This is a genomic window from Phycicoccus elongatus Lp2, from assembly GCF_000367525.1.
Taxonomy (GTDB): Bacteria; Actinomycetota; Actinomycetes; order Actinomycetales; family Dermatophilaceae; genus Phycicoccus_A; species Phycicoccus_A elongatus.
Map to the genome: position 1 here is coordinate 2,565,606 of NZ_HF570956.1, position 16,892 is coordinate 2,582,497.

At 70.2% G+C, this 16,892-nt stretch carries 14 protein-coding genes and 1 pseudogene; 2 read left to right on the forward strand and 13 right to left on the reverse strand.

What is annotated here, in order from left to right:
• Window positions 1–23 precede the first annotated feature (23 nt).
• From BN10_RS12350 to BN10_RS12365, 4 genes are read right to left on the reverse strand one after another with little or no spacing between them, the layout of a single operon-like run.
• A complete protein-coding gene (locus BN10_RS12350) occupies window positions 24–710 on the reverse strand; it encodes a response regulator (RefSeq protein ID WP_010851588.1) in 687 nt (228 codons plus the stop codon).
• Window positions 707–1,942, reverse strand: coding sequence for a sensor histidine kinase (locus BN10_RS12355; RefSeq protein ID WP_051369690.1), 1,236 nt, complete (start codon window positions 1,940–1,942; stop codon window positions 707–709). Before BN10_RS12355 ends, BN10_RS12350 begins: the two co-directional genes overlap by 4 nt.
• A gap of 15 nt (window positions 1,943–1,957) precedes the next feature.
• The gene (locus tag BN10_RS12360; protein WP_010851590.1) at window positions 1,958–2,761 is read right to left on the reverse strand and encodes an ABC transporter permease; all 804 of its coding nucleotides are present in this window, start codon (window positions 2,759–2,761) and stop codon (window positions 1,958–1,960) included.
• Window positions 2,758–3,651 (reverse strand): ABC transporter ATP-binding protein, encoded by an 894-nt coding sequence (locus BN10_RS12365; RefSeq protein ID WP_010851591.1) that lies wholly within the window; start codon window positions 3,649–3,651, stop codon window positions 2,758–2,760. Before BN10_RS12365 ends, BN10_RS12360 begins: the two co-directional genes overlap by 4 nt.
• A 221-nt stretch (window positions 3,652–3,872) precedes the next feature.
• Here BN10_RS12365 and BN10_RS12370 point away from each other — a divergent pair, with 221 nt between their 5' ends.
• Window positions 3,873–5,531 (forward strand): ABC-F family ATP-binding cassette domain-containing protein, encoded by a 1,659-nt coding sequence (locus tag BN10_RS12370; protein WP_010851592.1) that lies wholly within the window; start codon window positions 3,873–3,875, stop codon window positions 5,529–5,531.
• A 226-nt stretch (window positions 5,532–5,757) separates the two neighbouring features.
• On the opposite strand, the gene BN10_RS12375 is transcribed toward BN10_RS12370, so the two are convergent.
• Complete coding sequence (locus BN10_RS12375; protein WP_010851594.1) at window positions 5,758–6,483, reverse strand: FHA domain-containing protein; 726 nt, start codon at window positions 6,481–6,483, stop codon at window positions 5,758–5,760.
• The gene (locus tag BN10_RS12380) at window positions 6,480–7,757 is read right to left on the reverse strand and encodes a vWA domain-containing protein (RefSeq protein ID WP_010851595.1); all 1,278 of its coding nucleotides are present in this window, start codon (window positions 7,755–7,757) and stop codon (window positions 6,480–6,482) included. Before BN10_RS12380 ends, BN10_RS12375 begins: the two co-directional genes overlap by 4 nt.
• Window positions 7,758–7,966: 209 nt before the next feature.
• Here BN10_RS12380 and BN10_RS18295 point away from each other — a divergent pair.
• Window positions 7,967–8,131, forward strand: a pseudogene (locus BN10_RS18295) (LLM class flavin-dependent oxidoreductase); the annotation flags it as partial.
• A 123-nt stretch (window positions 8,132–8,254) separates the two neighbouring features.
• On the opposite strand, the gene BN10_RS12390 reads toward BN10_RS18295, so the two are convergent.
• The 7 genes from BN10_RS12390 to BN10_RS12425 all read right to left on the reverse strand — a co-directional run.
• A complete protein-coding gene (locus BN10_RS12390; protein ID WP_010851596.1) occupies window positions 8,255–8,512 on the reverse strand; it encodes a hypothetical protein in 258 nt (85 codons plus the stop codon).
• Window positions 8,513–8,605: 93 nt separating this feature from the next.
• Window positions 8,606–9,667, reverse strand: a complete 1,062-nt coding sequence (locus tag BN10_RS12395; RefSeq protein WP_010851597.1) for a PP2C family serine/threonine-protein phosphatase — start codon at window positions 9,665–9,667, stop codon at window positions 8,606–8,608.
• Window positions 9,664–12,096, reverse strand: a complete 2,433-nt coding sequence (locus BN10_RS12405) for a serine/threonine-protein kinase (RefSeq protein ID WP_010851598.1) — start codon at window positions 12,094–12,096, stop codon at window positions 9,664–9,666. The genes BN10_RS12395 and BN10_RS12405 overlap by 4 nt, the downstream gene beginning before the upstream one ends.
• A complete protein-coding gene (locus BN10_RS12410; protein WP_010851599.1) occupies window positions 12,093–13,301 on the reverse strand; it encodes a hypothetical protein in 1,209 nt (402 codons plus the stop codon). Before BN10_RS12410 ends, BN10_RS12405 begins: the two co-directional genes overlap by 4 nt.
• The gene (locus BN10_RS12415) at window positions 13,298–14,287 is read right to left on the reverse strand and encodes a glutamate ABC transporter substrate-binding protein (RefSeq protein WP_010851600.1); all 990 of its coding nucleotides are present in this window, start codon (window positions 14,285–14,287) and stop codon (window positions 13,298–13,300) included. The genes BN10_RS12410 and BN10_RS12415 overlap by 4 nt, the downstream gene beginning before the upstream one ends.
• Complete coding sequence (locus BN10_RS12420) at window positions 14,284–15,585, reverse strand: hypothetical protein (protein ID WP_010851601.1); 1,302 nt, start codon at window positions 15,583–15,585, stop codon at window positions 14,284–14,286. Before BN10_RS12420 ends, BN10_RS12415 begins: the two co-directional genes overlap by 4 nt.
• Window positions 15,582–16,892 (reverse strand): AAA family ATPase (locus BN10_RS12425; RefSeq protein WP_198014055.1); only part of this gene is annotated, 1,311 nt, incomplete at its 5' end. The genes BN10_RS12425 and BN10_RS12420, both read right to left, overlap by 4 nt.

The window sequence follows — 16,892 nt, forward strand, 5'->3', positions numbered from 1 at the left end:
CTCACAATTGTGCAGTTTCGGGATCAGCCGGGCGGCGGCAACAAGCCCAGCCGGTATGCCGCGGTCACCGCTGCCGTGCGATCGCTCACTCCCAGCTTGGCGAAGACCCGCACCAGGTGGGTCTTGACGGTCGCCTCGCCGATGAAGAGGGAGCGTCCGACCTCGGCGTTGGACTGGCCCTGCGCGACCAGCGCGAGCACCTCGATCTCGCGTGCCGTCAACTCCGGAGTCCCCATCGGGGCCCGCATCCGATCGGCCAGCCGGGCCGCGACCGCCGGCGCCAGCACGGTCTCCCCGCGGGCAGCGCGCTGGATGGCTTCGGCGATCTGCGCCGGGGGCGCGTCCTTGAGCAGGTAACCGCGCGCACCGGCCTCGACCGAGCGCACGATGTCAGCGTCCGTGTCGTAGGTCGTGAGCACGAGCACTTGGGGGACCCCCGCGCCACCAGCACCGACGATCCGGGCGGTCGCCTCGGCGCCATCCATGACCGGCATTCGCAGATCCATCAGCACGACGTCCGGCATCAGTCGCGCGATGACCCCCAGTGCCTCGGCACCATTGGCTGCCTCACCCACGACGACAAGCCCCGGTTCCTCCGAGAGCATCGCGACCATGCCGGCTCGCACGACGGGGTGGTCATCGACGACCAGCACCCGGATGGCCCGAGTGGCCGCACCGGTGGGCGAGCCGCCCGGCAGTACCCTGCTCATCGCGGCACCTCCACGCGCACCCGCGTTCCGGCACCAGGCCGGCTCTCGATGGTCGCCGCCCCACCGATCTCCAGGGCCCGCGCTCGCACACCGTCAAGGCCGAACCCGCCACCGGTGGCGCCCTCCGCGGCAGCGGCTGGCTCGAACCCGCGGCCGTCGTCCGCGACGGTCAGGACCACGACATCCGCGCCGCGATAGTCGACCGTCACGGTGGACCGTTGCGCGTGTGCGTGCCGCCGTACATTGGCCAGGGCCTCCTGGGCCGACCGCAGCAGCACGACCTCACCCGACCCGCCGAGCGGTGCCGGCTCCCCGAGGACGCTGAGGGCGGTCGGCACCTTGCTCTCGGCCGAGACCGCTGCCGTCAGCCGACCGAGCGCTTCCACCAGCGTGCGCGACTGGAGGTGCCCCGGCGTCAGTTCGGCGACGATCAATCGGGCCTCACTGAGGTTGTCCTGGGCGGTCGCGTCGACGAGGGCGAGCCGCTCCCGGGCGGTGTCGACGTCTCCTCGGGCAAGTGCCGCGTCGGCCGCCCGCGAGAGGGCCAGCACCGACGTGAACCCCTGCGCGAGGGTGTCGTGGATCTCGCGAGACAGCCGCTCTCGCTCCTCGAGCACCCCCCTGTCACGTTCTGCGGCGGAGAGTTCGTTGCGCGTGGCGTTGAGCTCGTCGATGGTGCGGGCCCGGGTCTGCGCCTCACGCAGGATCCGGTCGATGAACAGACCCAGAGCGAGGGAGAGCCCCAAGGAGATGACGCTGCTGAGGCCGATGCTCGTGAGGACCTCACGCGAGCCATCGGATTGCGCGATCCGGATGACCGCCAGGGCGGCGAGGATGAGCACCGTCGTGATGATGGCCAACCTCGTGTGCAGGACGACCCACAGATGGGGGAAGAGGATGAAGTACAGCAACCACGACTGGGTGTCCGCGTTGAGCACCTGCATCCCCAGGACGCAGAGCCAGGCCAGGACGAGATAGGCGTGCCCCCGCCGTTCGCCACCGGCCCGCATCCCCGGAACGCCGAACGCCGCATACACGACGGCGAGCACGACCAGGAGGGCCAACTCGGGAAGCCTGCCGAGGTGCCCAGCAGGTGCCAGGACGACAACCACGAAGGTGCTCGCCCAGACGAGGGCGAAGCCGAGGTGCCAGGCGTTCTCCTGCTCGGCCCACATCGCGTCGAGGTCCGCCTCGGACGATCGGTGCTCGACCCGGGTCAGCGGAGTCGCCATGCCAGCCATCCTGCCTCAGGTCGTGCCGCGCTTGTACCAGCTGAAGGTCTTGGCGCAGAGCAGCAGGCCACCGATCGCCCACAACCCGAGGACGATCGCCGTGCGACCGGGCTCCCACGCGTGCGCCATCTCCTGGCTCGCCAACGCATACGGGTAGAAGACCGACCGCATGCCCTGGGCCACCCACTTCAGCGGGAAGATCGCGGCGACCTGCTGCAACCAACTGGGGATGTCCTTGAAGGCGAAGTAAACGCCCGAGATGAACTGCAGCACCAGGGCCGGCGCGATGACGACGGCACCGATCGATCGAGCCGTGCCGAGAGACGAATAGGCAATGCCGAGAACGGTGCCCCCGAAACTGCCGAGGAAGAAGACCCAGGCCAGAGTCAACCAGCGACCGGCGTCGGTGGGCAGTTGGACATCGTAGAGGAAGCGCGCCACGAGGAGCAGGGCGATGAGCTGCGCGACCGAGGTGGCGAGAACGAGTCCGACCTTGCCGAGGAAGTAGGCCACCGGCGGCATCGGGGTGCCGCGCAGCCGCTTGAGCGTGCCGTCATCGCGCTCCACGGTCACCGACATCGCCATCGTCTGGAAGCTGGTCAGCATGACGCCCGCAGCGATCAGTCCGGGCAGGAAGAGTCGGCCCGCGTTCATGCCGGCCGCCTTGTCCGCGGCGCTGAACTGGCCTCCGAAGATCGTCGAGAACATGACGAGCAGCAGGATCGGGAAGAGGAAGTTGAAGAAGACGGCTTCCTTTTCGCGCGAGTACATCTTGAGTTCGAGCAGGGTGCGTTCCCATCCCATGGCCAGCGCGTTCATCGGGCCACCTCCCCCGTGGTCGAACCGGCCGCGAGTGCATCGGCGTCGACGTGTGGTCGGATGAGCTCGAGGTAGACGTCCTCGAGGCTGGGTCGGGTCACCTGCAGGCCGGGCACCTCCCCGCCGAACCGGGCCGACAGCCGGCCCACCTCCGCGGTGGGTTCCGCCGAGCGGAGGGTATGCCGGGTGCCCGCCTCCTCCCAGACGATGGTCGCCTCCTCGGTGTCGCGGCCACCGAGTCCCGTCGGGGTGTCGAGGGCGAGGAGCTTGCCGCCGGCGATGACTCCGACGCGGTCAGCGAGCGCCTCGGCCTCATCGAGATAGTGCGTCGTCAGCACGATCGTCGTGCCCTCGTCGGCGAGGCTGCGGATGAGCTGCCAGAAGTCGCGACGAGCCTGCGGGTCGAAGCCGGTCGTCGGCTCGTCGAGGAAGAGCAGTTCTGGCCTGCCGATGATGCCCAGGCCGACGTCGACGCGCCGCTTCTGGCCGCCGGAGAGGCCGGCAATCCGGGCGTCGGCCTTCTCATCGAGGCCAACGGCGTGAATCACCTCGTCGAGGTCGCGGGTCTGTGAATAGAACTTCGCGTTGGCCCGCAGCGCCTCCCGCGGCGTCAACAGGTCGAGGCCGGTCGTGGACTGCAGGACGATCCCGACCCGGTTGCGCCAGTGGCGATTCGCTCCCTGTGGGTCGGTGCCGAGGACGCGGACATCACCCGCGTCGCGGTCACGGTAACCCTCGAGGATCTCGACGGTCGTCGTCTTGCCGGCACCGTTCGGTCCGAGGATCGCGAAGACCTCTCCGGACTCGATGTCGAGGTCGATCCCGTCAACGGCTCGTTTGCGCCCGTAGGTCTTGGTCAGTCCCCGCATGCTGATCGCGTTGGTCCCCATGACACCGATCCTGCCAAGTGGACCGGCCCGTCGGCACCAACGGCCGGTTGATCGTCGTGTCCACCGATCGGTTGACGGGATTGTTCCCAGTTGCCGCGGATGTTCCCGCACGGTGCGTCCGCGCGGTGCATGGCACCGGGGTGGGCCGGCGGTCGGCGACCGGCGGCCCGCGAGCACAAACGTAGGAGCGCGCTCACGGCATACGGTGAAAGGATTGTGCGGTGAGCGCGACGATCCAGGCCCGAGGGGTGGCCGCGGCCTTCGGCGATCGCGAGCTCTTCTCGGGTCTGGACCTGGTGGTGGCGCCCGGTGACGTCGTCGGCCTGGTCGGACCCAATGGCGCCGGCAAGTCGACCATTCTCCGCCTGCTCGCCGGCCTGCGGGCCCCCGACGCCGGGTCGGTCACGGTGTCACCGCGCGATGCCCACCTCGGCTTCCTCACCCAACAACCCGAGGCGCGACCGGGAGAGACGATCCGCGGGCAGGTCCTGCGCCGCACCGGGGTTGCCGACGCCTCCACGCGGATGGAGGCCGCCGCCGAGCAACTCGCCACCGGTGACCCCGCCGCCGACGAGGCGTATGCCGTGGCGCTCGACACATGGTTGGCCCTCGGCGGCGCGGATGTCGAGGAGCGACTCGACGTTGTGACGGCCGACCTCGGGTTGCGGGTCGACCTCGACCGTGAAGTTCGGTCCCTCTCCGGCGGGCAGGCGGCGCGGGTCTCGCTGGCCGGGCTGCTCGTGTCGCGCTACGACGCCTACCTGCTCGACGAACCGACCAACGACCTCGACCTGGCCGGGCTCGACGCATTGGAGGACTTCGTGCTCTCCCTCGACGCACCCCTTGTGCTGGTCAGTCATGATCGCGAGTTCCTCTCTCGGACAGTCACTTCGGTCGTCGAGATCGACCGATCCCTGCAACGCGTCGCCGTTTACGGCGGCTCCTACGACTCCTATCTGGAGGAACGCTCCATCGCCCGACGTCAGGCGCGTGAGTCCTACGAGGACTACACCGCGCGCAAGGCCGGGCTCGAGGAGCGGGCCCGACGACAGCGGGCGTGGATGGACAAGGGCACGCGCAATGCCTTGCGCAAGAGGAAGACCAAGAAGGAGCGCGACAAGTTCGTCAGTCATCACGCGCAGGCGACATCCGAGAAGCAGGCGGCAAAGGCCAAGCAGACCGAGAGGATGATCGAGCGGCTCGCGGTCGTCGAGGAGCCACGCAAGGAGTGGCACCTCCAGTTCACCATCGCCTCCGCCGGCCGCTCCGGCGACATCGTGGCGGCGGTCGCCAGTGGCGCGTCCGTCGCACGCGGCACCTTCGAGCTGGGGCCTGTCGACCTCCAACTCGACCTCGGCGATCGCGTGGCGATCACGGGTCCCAATGGGGCCGGCAAGTCCACCCTGCTGGCGCTGCTCCTGGGCCGGTTGGCACCCACGCGCGGCTCCGCCGGCCTGCGGTCGGCCGTCGTCGTCGGTGAGGTCGACCAGGCCCGCACGGCCTTCGAGTCCGAGGCCACCTTGGGACGAGCCTTCGAGGAGGAGATGCCGCACTGGACGCACGCGGAGGTGCGCACCTTGCTGGCCAAGTTCGGCCTCGGCGCCGACCACGTCTCCCGACCGGCCGGATCGCTGTCCCCCGGCGAACGCACTCGGGCGGCCCTCGCGCTGCTCCAGGCTCGCGGGGTCAATCTCCTCGTCCTCGACGAGCCGACCAATCACCTGGACCTGCCCGCCATCGAGCAGTTGGAGCAGGCGATCGACGCCTTCGACGGCACCGTGCTGCTCGTCACCCACGACCGGCGGATGCTGGAGTCAGTGCGCCTGACCCGCCGCTGGGAGGTCGACGAGGGCAGGGTTCGCGAGGTCACGCCGGACTGAGACCCGCCGTAGGGCCATCGCGGCACCCATCGCGACCGCAAGCCCGGCCACCCCCGCGACGACGTATGCCGCGCGCCCCGACTGATCGACCCGGCAACGAATGATCCGACGATGGCTGCCGAGCCGGCGACCACCTCACCGAGGCCACACTCCGCCGGGACCCGGACGGTGCCAAGCCGTTCGACGTCTACGCCCTGATCCTGCCGGCGCTCACGTCGGATCCGGACTAGACCTCGCCGTCGAGCGCCTCACGCAGCACGATCCGCGTCCACGACCCCACATAGATTCGGGCGTCCTCGGCCACCTCGACCTTGCGCCCGATCGCGATCGGCGACGTGGGCGGGGTGCCGGTCGCGTCCCCGACGAAGGTGCCATTGCTCGACTGCAGGTCCTCGACGAACCAGCGCGTCCCGTCCGTCGTCAGTTGCGCATGCCGCCGCGAGACGCCGTTGTCGTTGCCGCAGTCGATGTCGGGCGTGATCCCGCGACTCACCGACGTCCGGCCGATGAGGAGTGACGTGTGCTTGAGGACGACGACGGCCGGCAGGCCCGGGGACGGGAGCGGATCGGGACTCTCCTGCGCGGCATACCACTGGGGGTCGATCCAGACCTCGGCAACCCAGGCCTTGGCCAGTGCTGGTGAGGTGTTCGTGTCAGGGGCCGTCGAGCCGGCCGGGTCCTCACGTCGTGGCATGGCGCCGGTCGTGTGGTCGTAGCCACAGTTCTCGCAGAAGAGCGCCTCCGGCGGATTGGGTATGCCGCAGTTCGGGCACGGCGGGTCCCCCTCCGTCGGCACCCCCGTCGCCCCTGCGCTTGCGTCCGGGGATTCCGTCGCTGTGGCGACGGAATCCCCGGACGCTGCGGGGTCCATCGACGCTGCGGGGTCCATCGCCTCGCCGCAGATGTCGCAGTAGTCCGTGGCCGCCGACTCGTGGCCGGCCGGGCACTTCACTTGCGCACCCGCGTCGTCTTCGTCGAGGCAGTGTCCAGGGCCATCTCGTCAGCCTTCTCGACCGCCTTCTTCAGGCGGACGGTGCCGGCCTCGGCGTCCTGGACGTCGACGACCTTGCGCAGCTTGGCCGTGGCTTCGTCGTTGCCGGTCTCGGCGGCGAGCTGGACGGCACGGCCCAACTTGGTCGTCGCGAGCTCCTCGTTGCCGGCCGACTTCGCGGCCAGGCCCTCCTGGATCACGGCGGCCAACTCGGTCTGGCCGGTGTAGTGCGCGACCTGGGAGTCGATCCGCGCGGTGAGGTTGTCGTCCGAACTCCACTTGGCCTTGACCAGGCCCTGCGCCTTGACGTCGTCACCGATCGCGATCTGCACGCGCGCGGCGAGTTGCTCCTGGCCGAGCGCCTTGGCGGGCAGACGCACGCTCACGTGGTAGTCACGGGTCTCGTCGGACCAGGCGCCGGTGGGGTAGGCACCGGTGAGGTCATTGACAGCCGTACGCCGAGCAGTGAGGTCCTCGACGGTGGGCAGCACCTGCCGGACGAAGACGACCTGCGCGCCCTGGGGTGCCCACACCCGCAACTGGGCATCGGAGACACCGCGCGACATGGAGGCCCGCATGATCTCCTGGAACTGCGCTTCCATCTGGGCCGGCTCCGGGATGATGTCGACCGTCCCGAGCAGGGCCTGCGCGATGCGGCGGATCTCCGAGACCTTCCAATCGGTGCCGGCGCCTCGGCAGTCCGCCTGGTAGTAGTTGGTGGCGCGCCTGATGGCGGCATCGAGCACCGAGGCGGGCTCGTTGTTCTCGCCGTCGGTGAGGAGCAGCACGTGGCGCTGGGTGACCTCGGGGACCGACGCGAAGAGCGTGCCCGCGAGGTCGAGCCACGTGGAGATGACGGTGCCGCCGGCCGCGCTGAGGGCATTGATGGCGCGGGCCCCCTCGCCTCGGGTGCGGTCATCCATCCTGACCATGCCCGGGCCGGAGCGGACGTTCGGGTAGGCAAGGAAGGCCGCGCCATTGCCCGAGATGACCGAGAACCAGGTGCCGTCGACGATCTCGTTGAGCGCCGCGATCGCGGCCGCCTTGGCACCCTCCATCGTCTCGACACCCATCGAGCCCGATGTGTCGATGATGATGATCTCGCCGGCGTCCCCGCTGCCGCCCTGGCCGGCCTTGCCGGCGTTGGCGCAGGTGACCGACACGATCGCCTGTACATCGGTGCCCCCGTCGGCGAGGAACTCGTTCTGGTACACCGCCGCGGTGAAGTCGGCCATCGTCTCCCCTTCGTCGTCCTGCCCTGCGTGTGTCAGACCATTCAACCTGACGACTGGTTCCAGCGGGAGCGTGGGTGAAGGATGAGGCGATGGACTTCGGGCTGCAGGTCTCCTACTTCTCCTGGCCGGGCGCACCGGCCTCCATCGGGCCCACCTTCGGGCGGATCGCGCGCAATGCCGAGGACGCCGGGCTCACCTCACTCTGGGTGATGGACCATTTCTTCCAAATCTCGATGATCGGCCCGCCGGAACTCGACATGCTCGAGGGGTACTCCGCCCTGGCGTATGCCGCGGCGCTCACCTCCCGCATCGAGCTCGGCACCCTCGTCACGGGCGTCACCTACCGCCACCCGGGTGTCCTGGCCAAGACGGTGACGGCCCTCGACGTCCTCAGCGGAGGCCGGGCCCGGCTCGGCATCGGCGAGGGCTCTGCGCACCTGGTCGATGACGGCACTCTCCTCGGGTGCGACGCCCTTGGAGGCATTGGCGACCGCGTCTCAGGCCCCGAGGACGACGGCCTTGAACCCCTCGACCTGCTCGGGCGCCTTGCCCTGGAGCAGTCCGACCGCGGCCCCGAGCTGGTCCATGACCGCCGGAGTGACCTCCTCAGCGGTGCCACGCGGCGGCGTCGGGAAGCCCTCGGCCTTGAGCAGGTCGCGCACGCCCTCCGGAGCTGCGGCGAGCGCGCGGGAGCCGGCCACCGACTCCTTGAAGGTGGCGAAGAAGCCGGGGTCTGCGCGGGAGACCAGCGCCATGGCGCCCAGGGCGGCATCGCGAACGGTTGCCTTCTCGTCTGCAGTCAGTTCAGCGGGACCCAGCTCGAGGCAGCGGTAGGCCGCGGAGGCCGGTCAGGGCTCGACGCGGGCCAGGGCGACGGTGATGTTGTCGTGGCCGCCGGCCGCCTTGGCGAACTCGACGAGTGCGAGCGCCAGGGCACCGGGGTCGGTCGTGCCTGCCGCATCCATCTGGGCCCGGATCGCGCTCGGCTCCGACGCGTAGTTCCAGAGGCCGTCCGAGCACGCCATCGCCCAGCCCGGACCGTCGACGACGAGGGATCCGACGACCGGCACGATGTCGGGGCTGTCCCGGCCGAGCCACTTGGTGATGGCATGCGCCTGCGGAGCAGCCTCGGCCTCCGCACGCGCAGTGCCACCGGCCATCAGCATCTGGGCCATCGAGTCGTCCACCGTCAGTTGCACGCCCGCACCGCCGTCAGCAAACCAATACGCCCTCGAGTCACCGATGTTCGCGTGGCGCAGCAGGTTCCCGTCGATCGTCAGGGCCACGAAGGTGCACGACGCCGGTGATTCGGACGCCGGATCGGTGTGGGCGACGACCGCGGTGTTGGCGGCTGCGGCAGCGGAGGTCAGCACCTTGGTCGCGGCGGCGTCGGCGCTCTCGGCCGTGCCCATGCCCTGCGGCATTGCTGGTCGCAGCACCTCCCGCGCGGCCCGGGCGCCGGCCAGGGACGCCACGTCCGAGTCCTTCGACGAGGACACCCCGTCGCACACGACGAGCACTGCCCGTCGTGGGGCGGCATCGTCGGCCCACAGGGCCATCGCATCCTCGTTGCGCGTGTGCACGATCCCGCGATCGCACACCCCGCCCACCCAGGCCGTCGGGGCCTCACGGAAATGGTCGCGCTCGCTGGCCGCCTTGAGACCGCAGGACTCGCAGTAGCCGTCGGCGCCCACCGTGCCGCCACACTCGGCGCACGTGCGGGCTTGCGGCGCCGACACCTCCACGGGTGCGCGGACCGCTGTCGGCGTGCTGATCGGGCTGTCCTCGTCAGTTGCTCCGACCGGCACCGTCAGCGCCGTCGGCGCCTGTCCTGAACCGACTTTCGCGCCGCATGCCTCACAGAAGAGGGCATCAGCGGCCAGGTCGGCACCACAGGAAGAACACGTCACGTCAGGCTCCAGTTCCGGACCGCATTGGCGCGATTGACCATGTCGATCCGCTCCTCGCGGGTCCCCGCCTCGCGCGCCAACAGCCGGTAGCGCTCCTCGAGGGCCGCGCGCAGCGAAACCTCGTCCGCGGCATACGGCCCAACGGTGCCCGGCTTCCGACCACCGGACCCCACGACCTGGACCGCCCGCTCGAGGATGCGGGCAGAGATGCCCTCGCGCTCGGTGACGTCCATCCGCACCCCGTCCAAGGAACGGTATGCCGCGTCGAGACGCCCGAGGTCGGTCGCGCCGGTGAGGAGGTAGGTGGCACGCAACCGTCGCGACTCTCCGAAACCGCGACTCGTGCTCGGCACCAGGTCGAGCGCCTTGACCGCACCCTCGGCATCGCCGCGAGCCGCCCGCAACCGGGCCATCCCGAAGGCCGCGGGCGGCAGGTAGGCCGCATCGGTGGAGGCGCAGGTGCGGTAGAGGCTCTCGGCGACACCGCCCTCGCCGCTGGCCTCGCACGCGATCGCGAGCCCCAACTTGGGAGCCAACTCGCCGGGGACCTGTCGGTAGACGGCATTGAAGTTGTCGCGAGCCACGGGTGCCTGGCCCTGTTGCAGGGCGGCAACTCCGAAGAGCCACAGCGCCCGCCAGTCCCAGGGGTCGAGGTCGAGGATCCGCTTGCCCTCGGCGATGGCGCCCGCGGCATCGCCGGAGCGCACATGCTCGTAACCCTTGGCGAGCCCCACCTCCGCCGTGTATTCAGGCGCCTCGTCCAGGTCGGCCAGACGCTGCTTCGGATCGCCCGGCGCGACCGAGGACAACCAGGAGTGCTGCGGATCGGAGGTGTCCGCACGCAGCCACGGCAATTGCGACCAGTCGAGGGTGGCCGTCGCCACCGCGGGAGTGGTGAAGAGTTGGGAGGCGGACGAAGTGAGTGCCGTGCCTTCGGTCGATTGCGCGACGACCTCGCGCAACACCCCGAGCGCCTGCACCCGCAACTCGTCGGCGGACGCGAAGCGATCGTCCGGGTCGAGGGCGCAGCACTTGGCGATCAGCCAGTAGAGCGAGTCGTACTCCTGGAAGAGCGGCGTGCTCGCCGGGTCGGGCAGCGAGGAGAGGTAGGTCGACTGGTAGCCCTTGAACTCCATGCAGAGCACCAGCAGGGTGCGCCCGATCGTCCAGATGTCCGACGCGACGGTCGGCCCCACCTCCGCGACCTCGGGCGCCTGGTAGCCGACCGTCCCGTAGATCGCCGACTCCTGGTCGTCGATGTGCCGCACCCCGCCGAGGTCGATGAGCTTGACGGCGTCGCCGACCTGGATGAGGTTGTCGGGCTTGAAGTCGCAGTAGACCAGGCCGAGGTCGTGGAGGTACTGGAAGGCGGGCAGGATCTCGATGATGTAGGCGAGGGCCTGGTCGACGGGCAACGGGTTGTAGGCACCGCCCGTCTCGGACATCCGCGCCTTGAGGATCTGCTTGAGGGACTTGCCCCCGACGTACTCCATGACGATGTAGCCGGCGTCGTCGTGGGTGACGAAGTTGTAGATCTCGACGATGAGCGGGTGCTCGACCTGGGCGAGGAAGCGCTGCTCGGCGATCGCCGCGGCGAGGGCGTCCTTGTCGCCGGAGTTGAGCAGGCCCTTGAGGACGACCCAACGGTCGGAGACATTGCGGTCGCGGGCGAGGTAGATCCATCCGAGACCGCCGTGGGCGAGTGCGCCGGCCACTTCGTACTGCCCGGCCACGAGGTCACCGGAGTGGAGTTTCGGGGTGAAGGAGTATGCCGCGCCGCACTTCGGGCAGAAGCCCTCCTCGCGCCCGGGTCGTCCGTCGATGGAGCGGCCTACCGGCGCCCCGCAGACCGAGCAGTTGCGCTTGTCCTCCGGGACCTGTGGGTTGGGATTGATCGCCTTGGCCGCATCCACGGCCGGTGCCGGTGGGACGCGCGTCAGCCCGGCGCCTAGTCGCGCCGAGCGGAGCCTGGTCGACCCACTGCGCACGCGCCGAGTCGCTGACGTGCCCACCCGGGCCGATCCCAATGCGGCAGAACCCAATCGGGTCGAGGCACTCGCGGTGGAGGGCGTGTGGCCCATCGGCGTGGCCCGGGTGGCGTCCTCCTCGATCGGTCCCGAGCCGACTCCCCCACCCCCAGAAACTGCACTATTGGTGGGTTTTGGTGCGGCGGCAGAACCGCCGACCCCGGCCGCGGATCCTGGTGTGCCACAGACATCGCAGTAGCCGTCGACGATCGTCCCCGAGCAGCCCGGCTGGGCGCACCGCCCGCCCTCGGCGACGGCAGAAAGTGCACTATTGGCGGGATTCGGTGCGGAGCTGCCACTGCCACTGCCGCTGCCACCGCCGCTGCCGCCCGGCGACCCGCACACATCGCAGTAGCCGTCGACGATCGACCCGGTGCACCCCGGTTGCGTGCAGGCAGTCATGCTGTGTCCTTCCCCAATCCCAGTCGTCGAGCGGTGCGCTCCCCACCCGGGGAGGACCACCACGCCACCCATGCGCGATGCAGGTCCACGGCCGCTTTGGCCACCGGGACCGGTGACGGCGAGCGTTCGAGCAGGTCGGTCGCCAGCCGATCCGCCGAGAGGACATCGGGCATCGATGCGACCCCCGCGGCTCCGGCCATCGTCCGGGACGCGGCCAGCGCCGCGAGGAGGTCGTCGCGCTCGTGGAGGGCCGCGGCATACGCGTCCTGGGCGATGTCGATCGCGCGACCCACCCGCTCCAGCCTCCCTCGGTATGCCGCGATCTCACCCGCCGACGTCGGCACCGGTCCCAGCGCGTCGACATCGGGGACGGCATAGTTCGGCGAGGGGTCCACGGCGGCAACTGCCTGTGCCGCAAGGGATTCGACGGCCTTGCCTCGGGCGGAGAGTGCGTCCCGGCGCTCGGTGAGGTCGCGGACGTCGTCGACGAGTTCACGCCGTTTCACGCCACCGACGATGAGGTCGCGCTCGAGGCGGGCGGCGTCGTTCTCGAGCGGCCCGAGCAGTCCGCCGACGTCGCCGCCCCGGTCGAAGCGACCGACGAGGTCGTCGGTGCGGGCTGCCAGTTCGTCGCGTTGCCGGCCGGCCGCGTCGCGGCTGACACTGGGCTCGAGAGCGACTTGGTCACGGAGTCGCTCCAGTTGCGCGCGCAGGGCCTTGATCCGGCGGGCGTTCTCGTCGGCGGCGGGGTCGAGGGCCAGTCGGACCCGCAGTTGCCCGGCGAGGGCGTCGGACAGGCGACAGGCTTCGGGCAGGGACACCGCGAGCGCGCCGGCGCCGTGACGCCCGGCGGCGTCCAGGGCCACCGGGTCGAGACTGGCGTCGAGGCGACCCCAGATGAGCACCGAGAGCCGCTCGCGCTCGGCCGGACCGACCCGCCCACCGTCCCAGGTCGCGAGCAGCAGGTCGTGGCGATCGCTCACGGCCTTCCACAGCGCCATCGAGAGGGTCAGGTCACCGGTGAGTTCGGCCCGCCGTTCGGAGGCGAGGGCGGCCTGGTCGAGCTGGTCCAGTTCCTCACGGCGCGCGAGCACCCACTCACCGAGATCAGCCAGATATGTCTGGGCGACCGCGGGGTCCAACTGCTGCCCCATGCGCCCCGGCGCTTGGGGCGAGAGAACGGCGCCGCGCGGCACGATGCTCACCCGCGGCCGTAGGTCGGCGTCGGCTGGCCGGTGCCGGTCCCGAGCGTCGGGGCGAGCCAGCGGTTGTACATCGCCGTCCACCGTCCATCGGCCCGCATGGCCTCGAGGACCTGGTTGACGAAGCGCACGAGGTCGACGGCAGCGATGTTGGTGGCCACGCCATAGGGCTCCTGGGTGACGGCGGGCGCGTCGGTCACGACGGCATACGGGTCCTGCGCGGCGAGCCCGGCGAGCACCGTGTCGTCGCCGGTGATCGCGTCCACGTCACCCTGCTGGAAGAGCACGAGACAGCCGGTGTGGTTGTCAGCGCCGACGGCCACCGCGCTCGGCGCGAGACGCGTGAGGTTGGTGTAGGTCGTCGTGCCCTTGGGTGCGCACACCTTGACGCCCGAGGTCTCGTCCAGGCTCTTGATCGGGCTGCCGCGCCGGACGAGCAACTTCTGGCCGGACTGGTAGTAGACCTGCGAGAAGGCAACGTCCTGCCAGCGCGCACAGTTCATCGTCATGTTGCGGACGACGATGTCGACACGGCCCTGCTGGAGCGCCGGGATCCGATCGGCAGCGGTGATGACGACGAGTTGAATTGCGTTCTCGTTGCCCAGGATCGCCTTGGCGACCTGCTTGGCGAGGTCGATGTCGAAGCCCTCGATCTGCCCGGTGAGCGGGTTGCGAGCACCCAACAGGTAGGTGTCGGCCGAGACGCCGACGATCAGCCGCCCACGGGCTCGGATCGCCGCCATCGTCGAGCCCTCGGGCAGGCCCTCCGCGGTTGGCAGCGGGCCGGTGGGGGCGTAGGACTGCGTCGCGTTGTCGCAGGTGGGTGCGGCGGGCGCAGCCGAGGCCGAGGCACTGGCCGACGCGGAGGGCGCCGACGAGGCCTCGGGCACCACGGTGGGGATGGTCCCGCTGCAGGCGGTCAACGCCGAGGCGAGGACCGCGACGACGGCGCCGGCCATCAGCCGCTGACGGAATGTGGTGGCGGTCATGAGTACTCCTCGAGTCGCCGACCGATCCCTTGCCAGAGGGCATAGGTGGCGCCCAGCCCTCCGAGGAGGGTGAGCAGTGCAGTGATCAGTGGCATCGCCCGGCCTCCGGTGAGCGTGTCGCGGACCGTCGAGGCCTTGTCCTTGACGACGGTCGCGATGCCGTCGTCGAAGGCCGTGAAAGTCGCCGTCGAGCCGGCGGTGGTGTCCGTGGCCACCTTGACGGCCCCGTCCCAGTCACCACTGTCGTCGAGCTGGACGATCTCGCGGTGGCTGGCCTCATAGGCGCTCCACGCGTCGTCGGACTCGCCCGGCATCGTGTCCCGGACGGCGGTCGCGTCCTTGGCCCAGGCATCCTCGAACGTCTTGCCCGAGCCGCGCGCGACCAGTCGCAGGCTCTCGTTGGACTTGGCCGAGTTCGCGGCGCCACGCGCCTGCGCCGCAGCGACCAGATCGGCATACTCGCCCGAACTGAGGCGCGCGTTCTCCGCGGCTTGGCTCGCCGAGGCCGAGACAGCCGCGATCCCGAGGGCGAGCACTCCAACGGCGGCGATGGCGATCCCGGTGTTGACGCGGCGCCGGAAACGGGGGGCCATCCACTGGTTGACGACCCCGAGCAGCACGAGCGCGAGGATCGGGGGGATGGCGACCCACAGCGGGTGTTGGTCGTCGAGGGAGGCCTTCGCGCGGGCCGTGTTGGCATCCAGGAGGGACTCGACCAGCGTCATCCCTCGGCCGCGCAAGTCGGCGCTGGCCTCGCGCAGATAGGCGGCACCGACGGGGAGGCCCTGCCGGTTGTTGGCTCGCGCAACCTCCATGTCGGAGCCGTATCGCAGCACGAGAGAAGACAATTCGGCCAGCGCGGCTTGGTCGGCAGGCTGTGCCTCGGCGGCGGCAGTGATCGCCGTGGAGGCCCCGGCGAGCGCATCGTCATAGGCGGCACGCTGCGCGTTCGGCTCCAACCCGCCGACGAGGAAGGCGTTGGTGGCCAGGGCGTCGGCTCGGAGCAGGTCCACCTTGAGGTCCTGGATGCGGATCACCTGGTCGGCGTCGGCGGCAGCACGGGAGGCAGCATTCATCCCGAGGACGAGTTGGGCGACGGTCAGCGCGGTGAAGGCCAGCACGCCCAGTGCCGCGATGAGGCGCCAGCGGGTGAGCGCCGACGGTATGCCGCGGGCCGCGGCCAGATCGGTCCCCTCGGCCGGGCGCGCGGTCGGTCCCGGCGTGACGCCCGGCACAGGGGCCGGGGGCGCGGCCGGCTTCGGGGTCGGCGCAGGCGCCGCGGCAGTGGCCTGACTCATGACGGCTGCACCTCGTCCTCCTCCGGCGTTGTTCCCGAATGCTCCGGTAGTTCCCCGTCCTGCGCCACCAGCGGATGGGCGAGGTCGAGTTCAGTGCCGTCGGGCGAAAGATCTGCGGGCTCCAATGTGCGAAGGGCGTGGAGGTCCGGATCCTCGACCTCCCGCAGGCGCCACGCGTGCGCCCCGATGGCCGCCTCCAGGGTGTTGCGGGAGTAGCGCCCGTTGCCGAAGGTCGGACCCCGCTGGACCTGCGCCAGCATCGCGCGCAAGTGCTGCTCGACGTCGTCACTCACGTCGTAGTCCGCATCGGCAGCGAGCTTGCAGAAGATCCCGACGAGCTCGTCGTCGGTGTAGTCGGCGAAGTCGATGGTCGTCCGGAAGCGGCTCGCCAGACCCGGGTTCTGGGCGATGAAGATCTCCATCGGCACGGGGTACCCCGCCACGATGACGACGAGGTCGTCGCGCTTGTCCTCCATCTCCTTGACGAGCGTGTCGATCGCCTCGGTGCCGTACTGATCACCGCTGAGCGAATAGGCCTCGTCGATGAAGAGCACCCCACCAACCGCTGATTTCACGACATCGGCCGTCTTCATGGCGGTCTGACCGAGATAGCCGGCCACAAGTTCCGAGCGGTCGACCTCGATCAACTGCCCCTTGCTGAGCAGGCCGAGGGCCCGATAGATCCCGCCGACGAGGCGGGCCACCGTCGTCTTGCCGGTGCCCGGGTTGCCGACGAAGACCAGGTGTCGGGTGATGGCCGGCGTCTTCAGGCCTGCCTCCTTGCGCTTGGCCTCGACCTTGAGCAGGGCGACCTGCCGGTGGATCTCGGCCTTGACCGCCCGCAGGCCGATGAGCCCGTCGAGCTCGGCAAGCAACTCCTCCAAGGTCCGCGGGTCCGGCTCGGGCTCCTTCTTCTGGTCAGCGGGCGCCGCCGGGTTCGCCTGGGTGGCCACGGGGTCGGCGTCGGCTTCCCGTTCCGCCCCCTCGGGCTCCTCCCCTTCCAGTCGAGAGGGAGCAACTCGCGGGGAACCCACCCCCTCCTCGCGCGATTTGCTCCCTCTCGACTGGGAGGACGGAGCGGACGGGGGGGTGGTGTCGGCCGGGTCGAAGGAGAACCGGCCCGGGCCCCACGGGTCGCCGTCCCCGAGGTCGAGGTCGGACCCCGGTCGGGCACCGGGCGGGGCGACCTCGCGCACCCGCGCACTGACCGTCTTGAGCTCGCCCATGACCTGGCCCCAGAGCCCCTTGACCGCCTCGGTCACTTCCCGTGCGTCCGCGCCGCCCGTGCCCATGGCGACGGAACTCGC

What these genes read in the sequence shown, in the direction of transcription:
- BN10_RS12360 (WP_010851590.1), bottom strand. Translation starts at nt 2,761, where the DNA reads ATGAACGCGCTGGCCATGGGATGGGAACGCACCCTGCTCGAACTCAAG.
- BN10_RS12420 (WP_010851601.1), bottom strand. Translation starts at nt 15,585, where the DNA reads ATGAGTCAGGCCACTGCCGCGGCGCCTGCGCCGACCCCGAAGCCGGCC.
- BN10_RS12380 (WP_010851595.1), bottom strand. Translation starts at nt 7,757, where the DNA reads ATGGCCGACTTCACCGCGGCGGTGTACCAGAACGAGTTCCTCGCCGAC.
- BN10_RS12405 (WP_010851598.1), bottom strand. Translation starts at nt 12,096, where the DNA reads ATGACTGCCTGCACGCAACCGGGGTGCACCGGGTCGATCGTCGACGGC.
- BN10_RS12390 (WP_010851596.1), bottom strand. Translation starts at nt 8,512, where the DNA reads ATGGCGCTGGTCTCCCGCGCAGACCCCGGCTTCTTCGCCACCTTCAAG.
- BN10_RS12355 (WP_051369690.1), bottom strand. Translation starts at nt 1,942, where the DNA reads ATGGCGACTCCGCTGACCCGGGTCGAGCACCGATCGTCCGAGGCGGAC.
- BN10_RS12415 (WP_010851600.1), bottom strand. Translation starts at nt 14,287, where the DNA reads ATGACCGCCACCACATTCCGTCAGCGGCTGATGGCCGGCGCCGTCGTC.
- BN10_RS12365 (WP_010851591.1), bottom strand. Translation starts at nt 3,651, where the DNA reads ATGGGGACCAACGCGATCAGCATGCGGGGACTGACCAAGACCTACGGG.
- BN10_RS12350 (WP_010851588.1), bottom strand. Translation starts at nt 710, where the DNA reads ATGAGCAGGGTACTGCCGGGCGGCTCGCCCACCGGTGCGGCCACTCGG.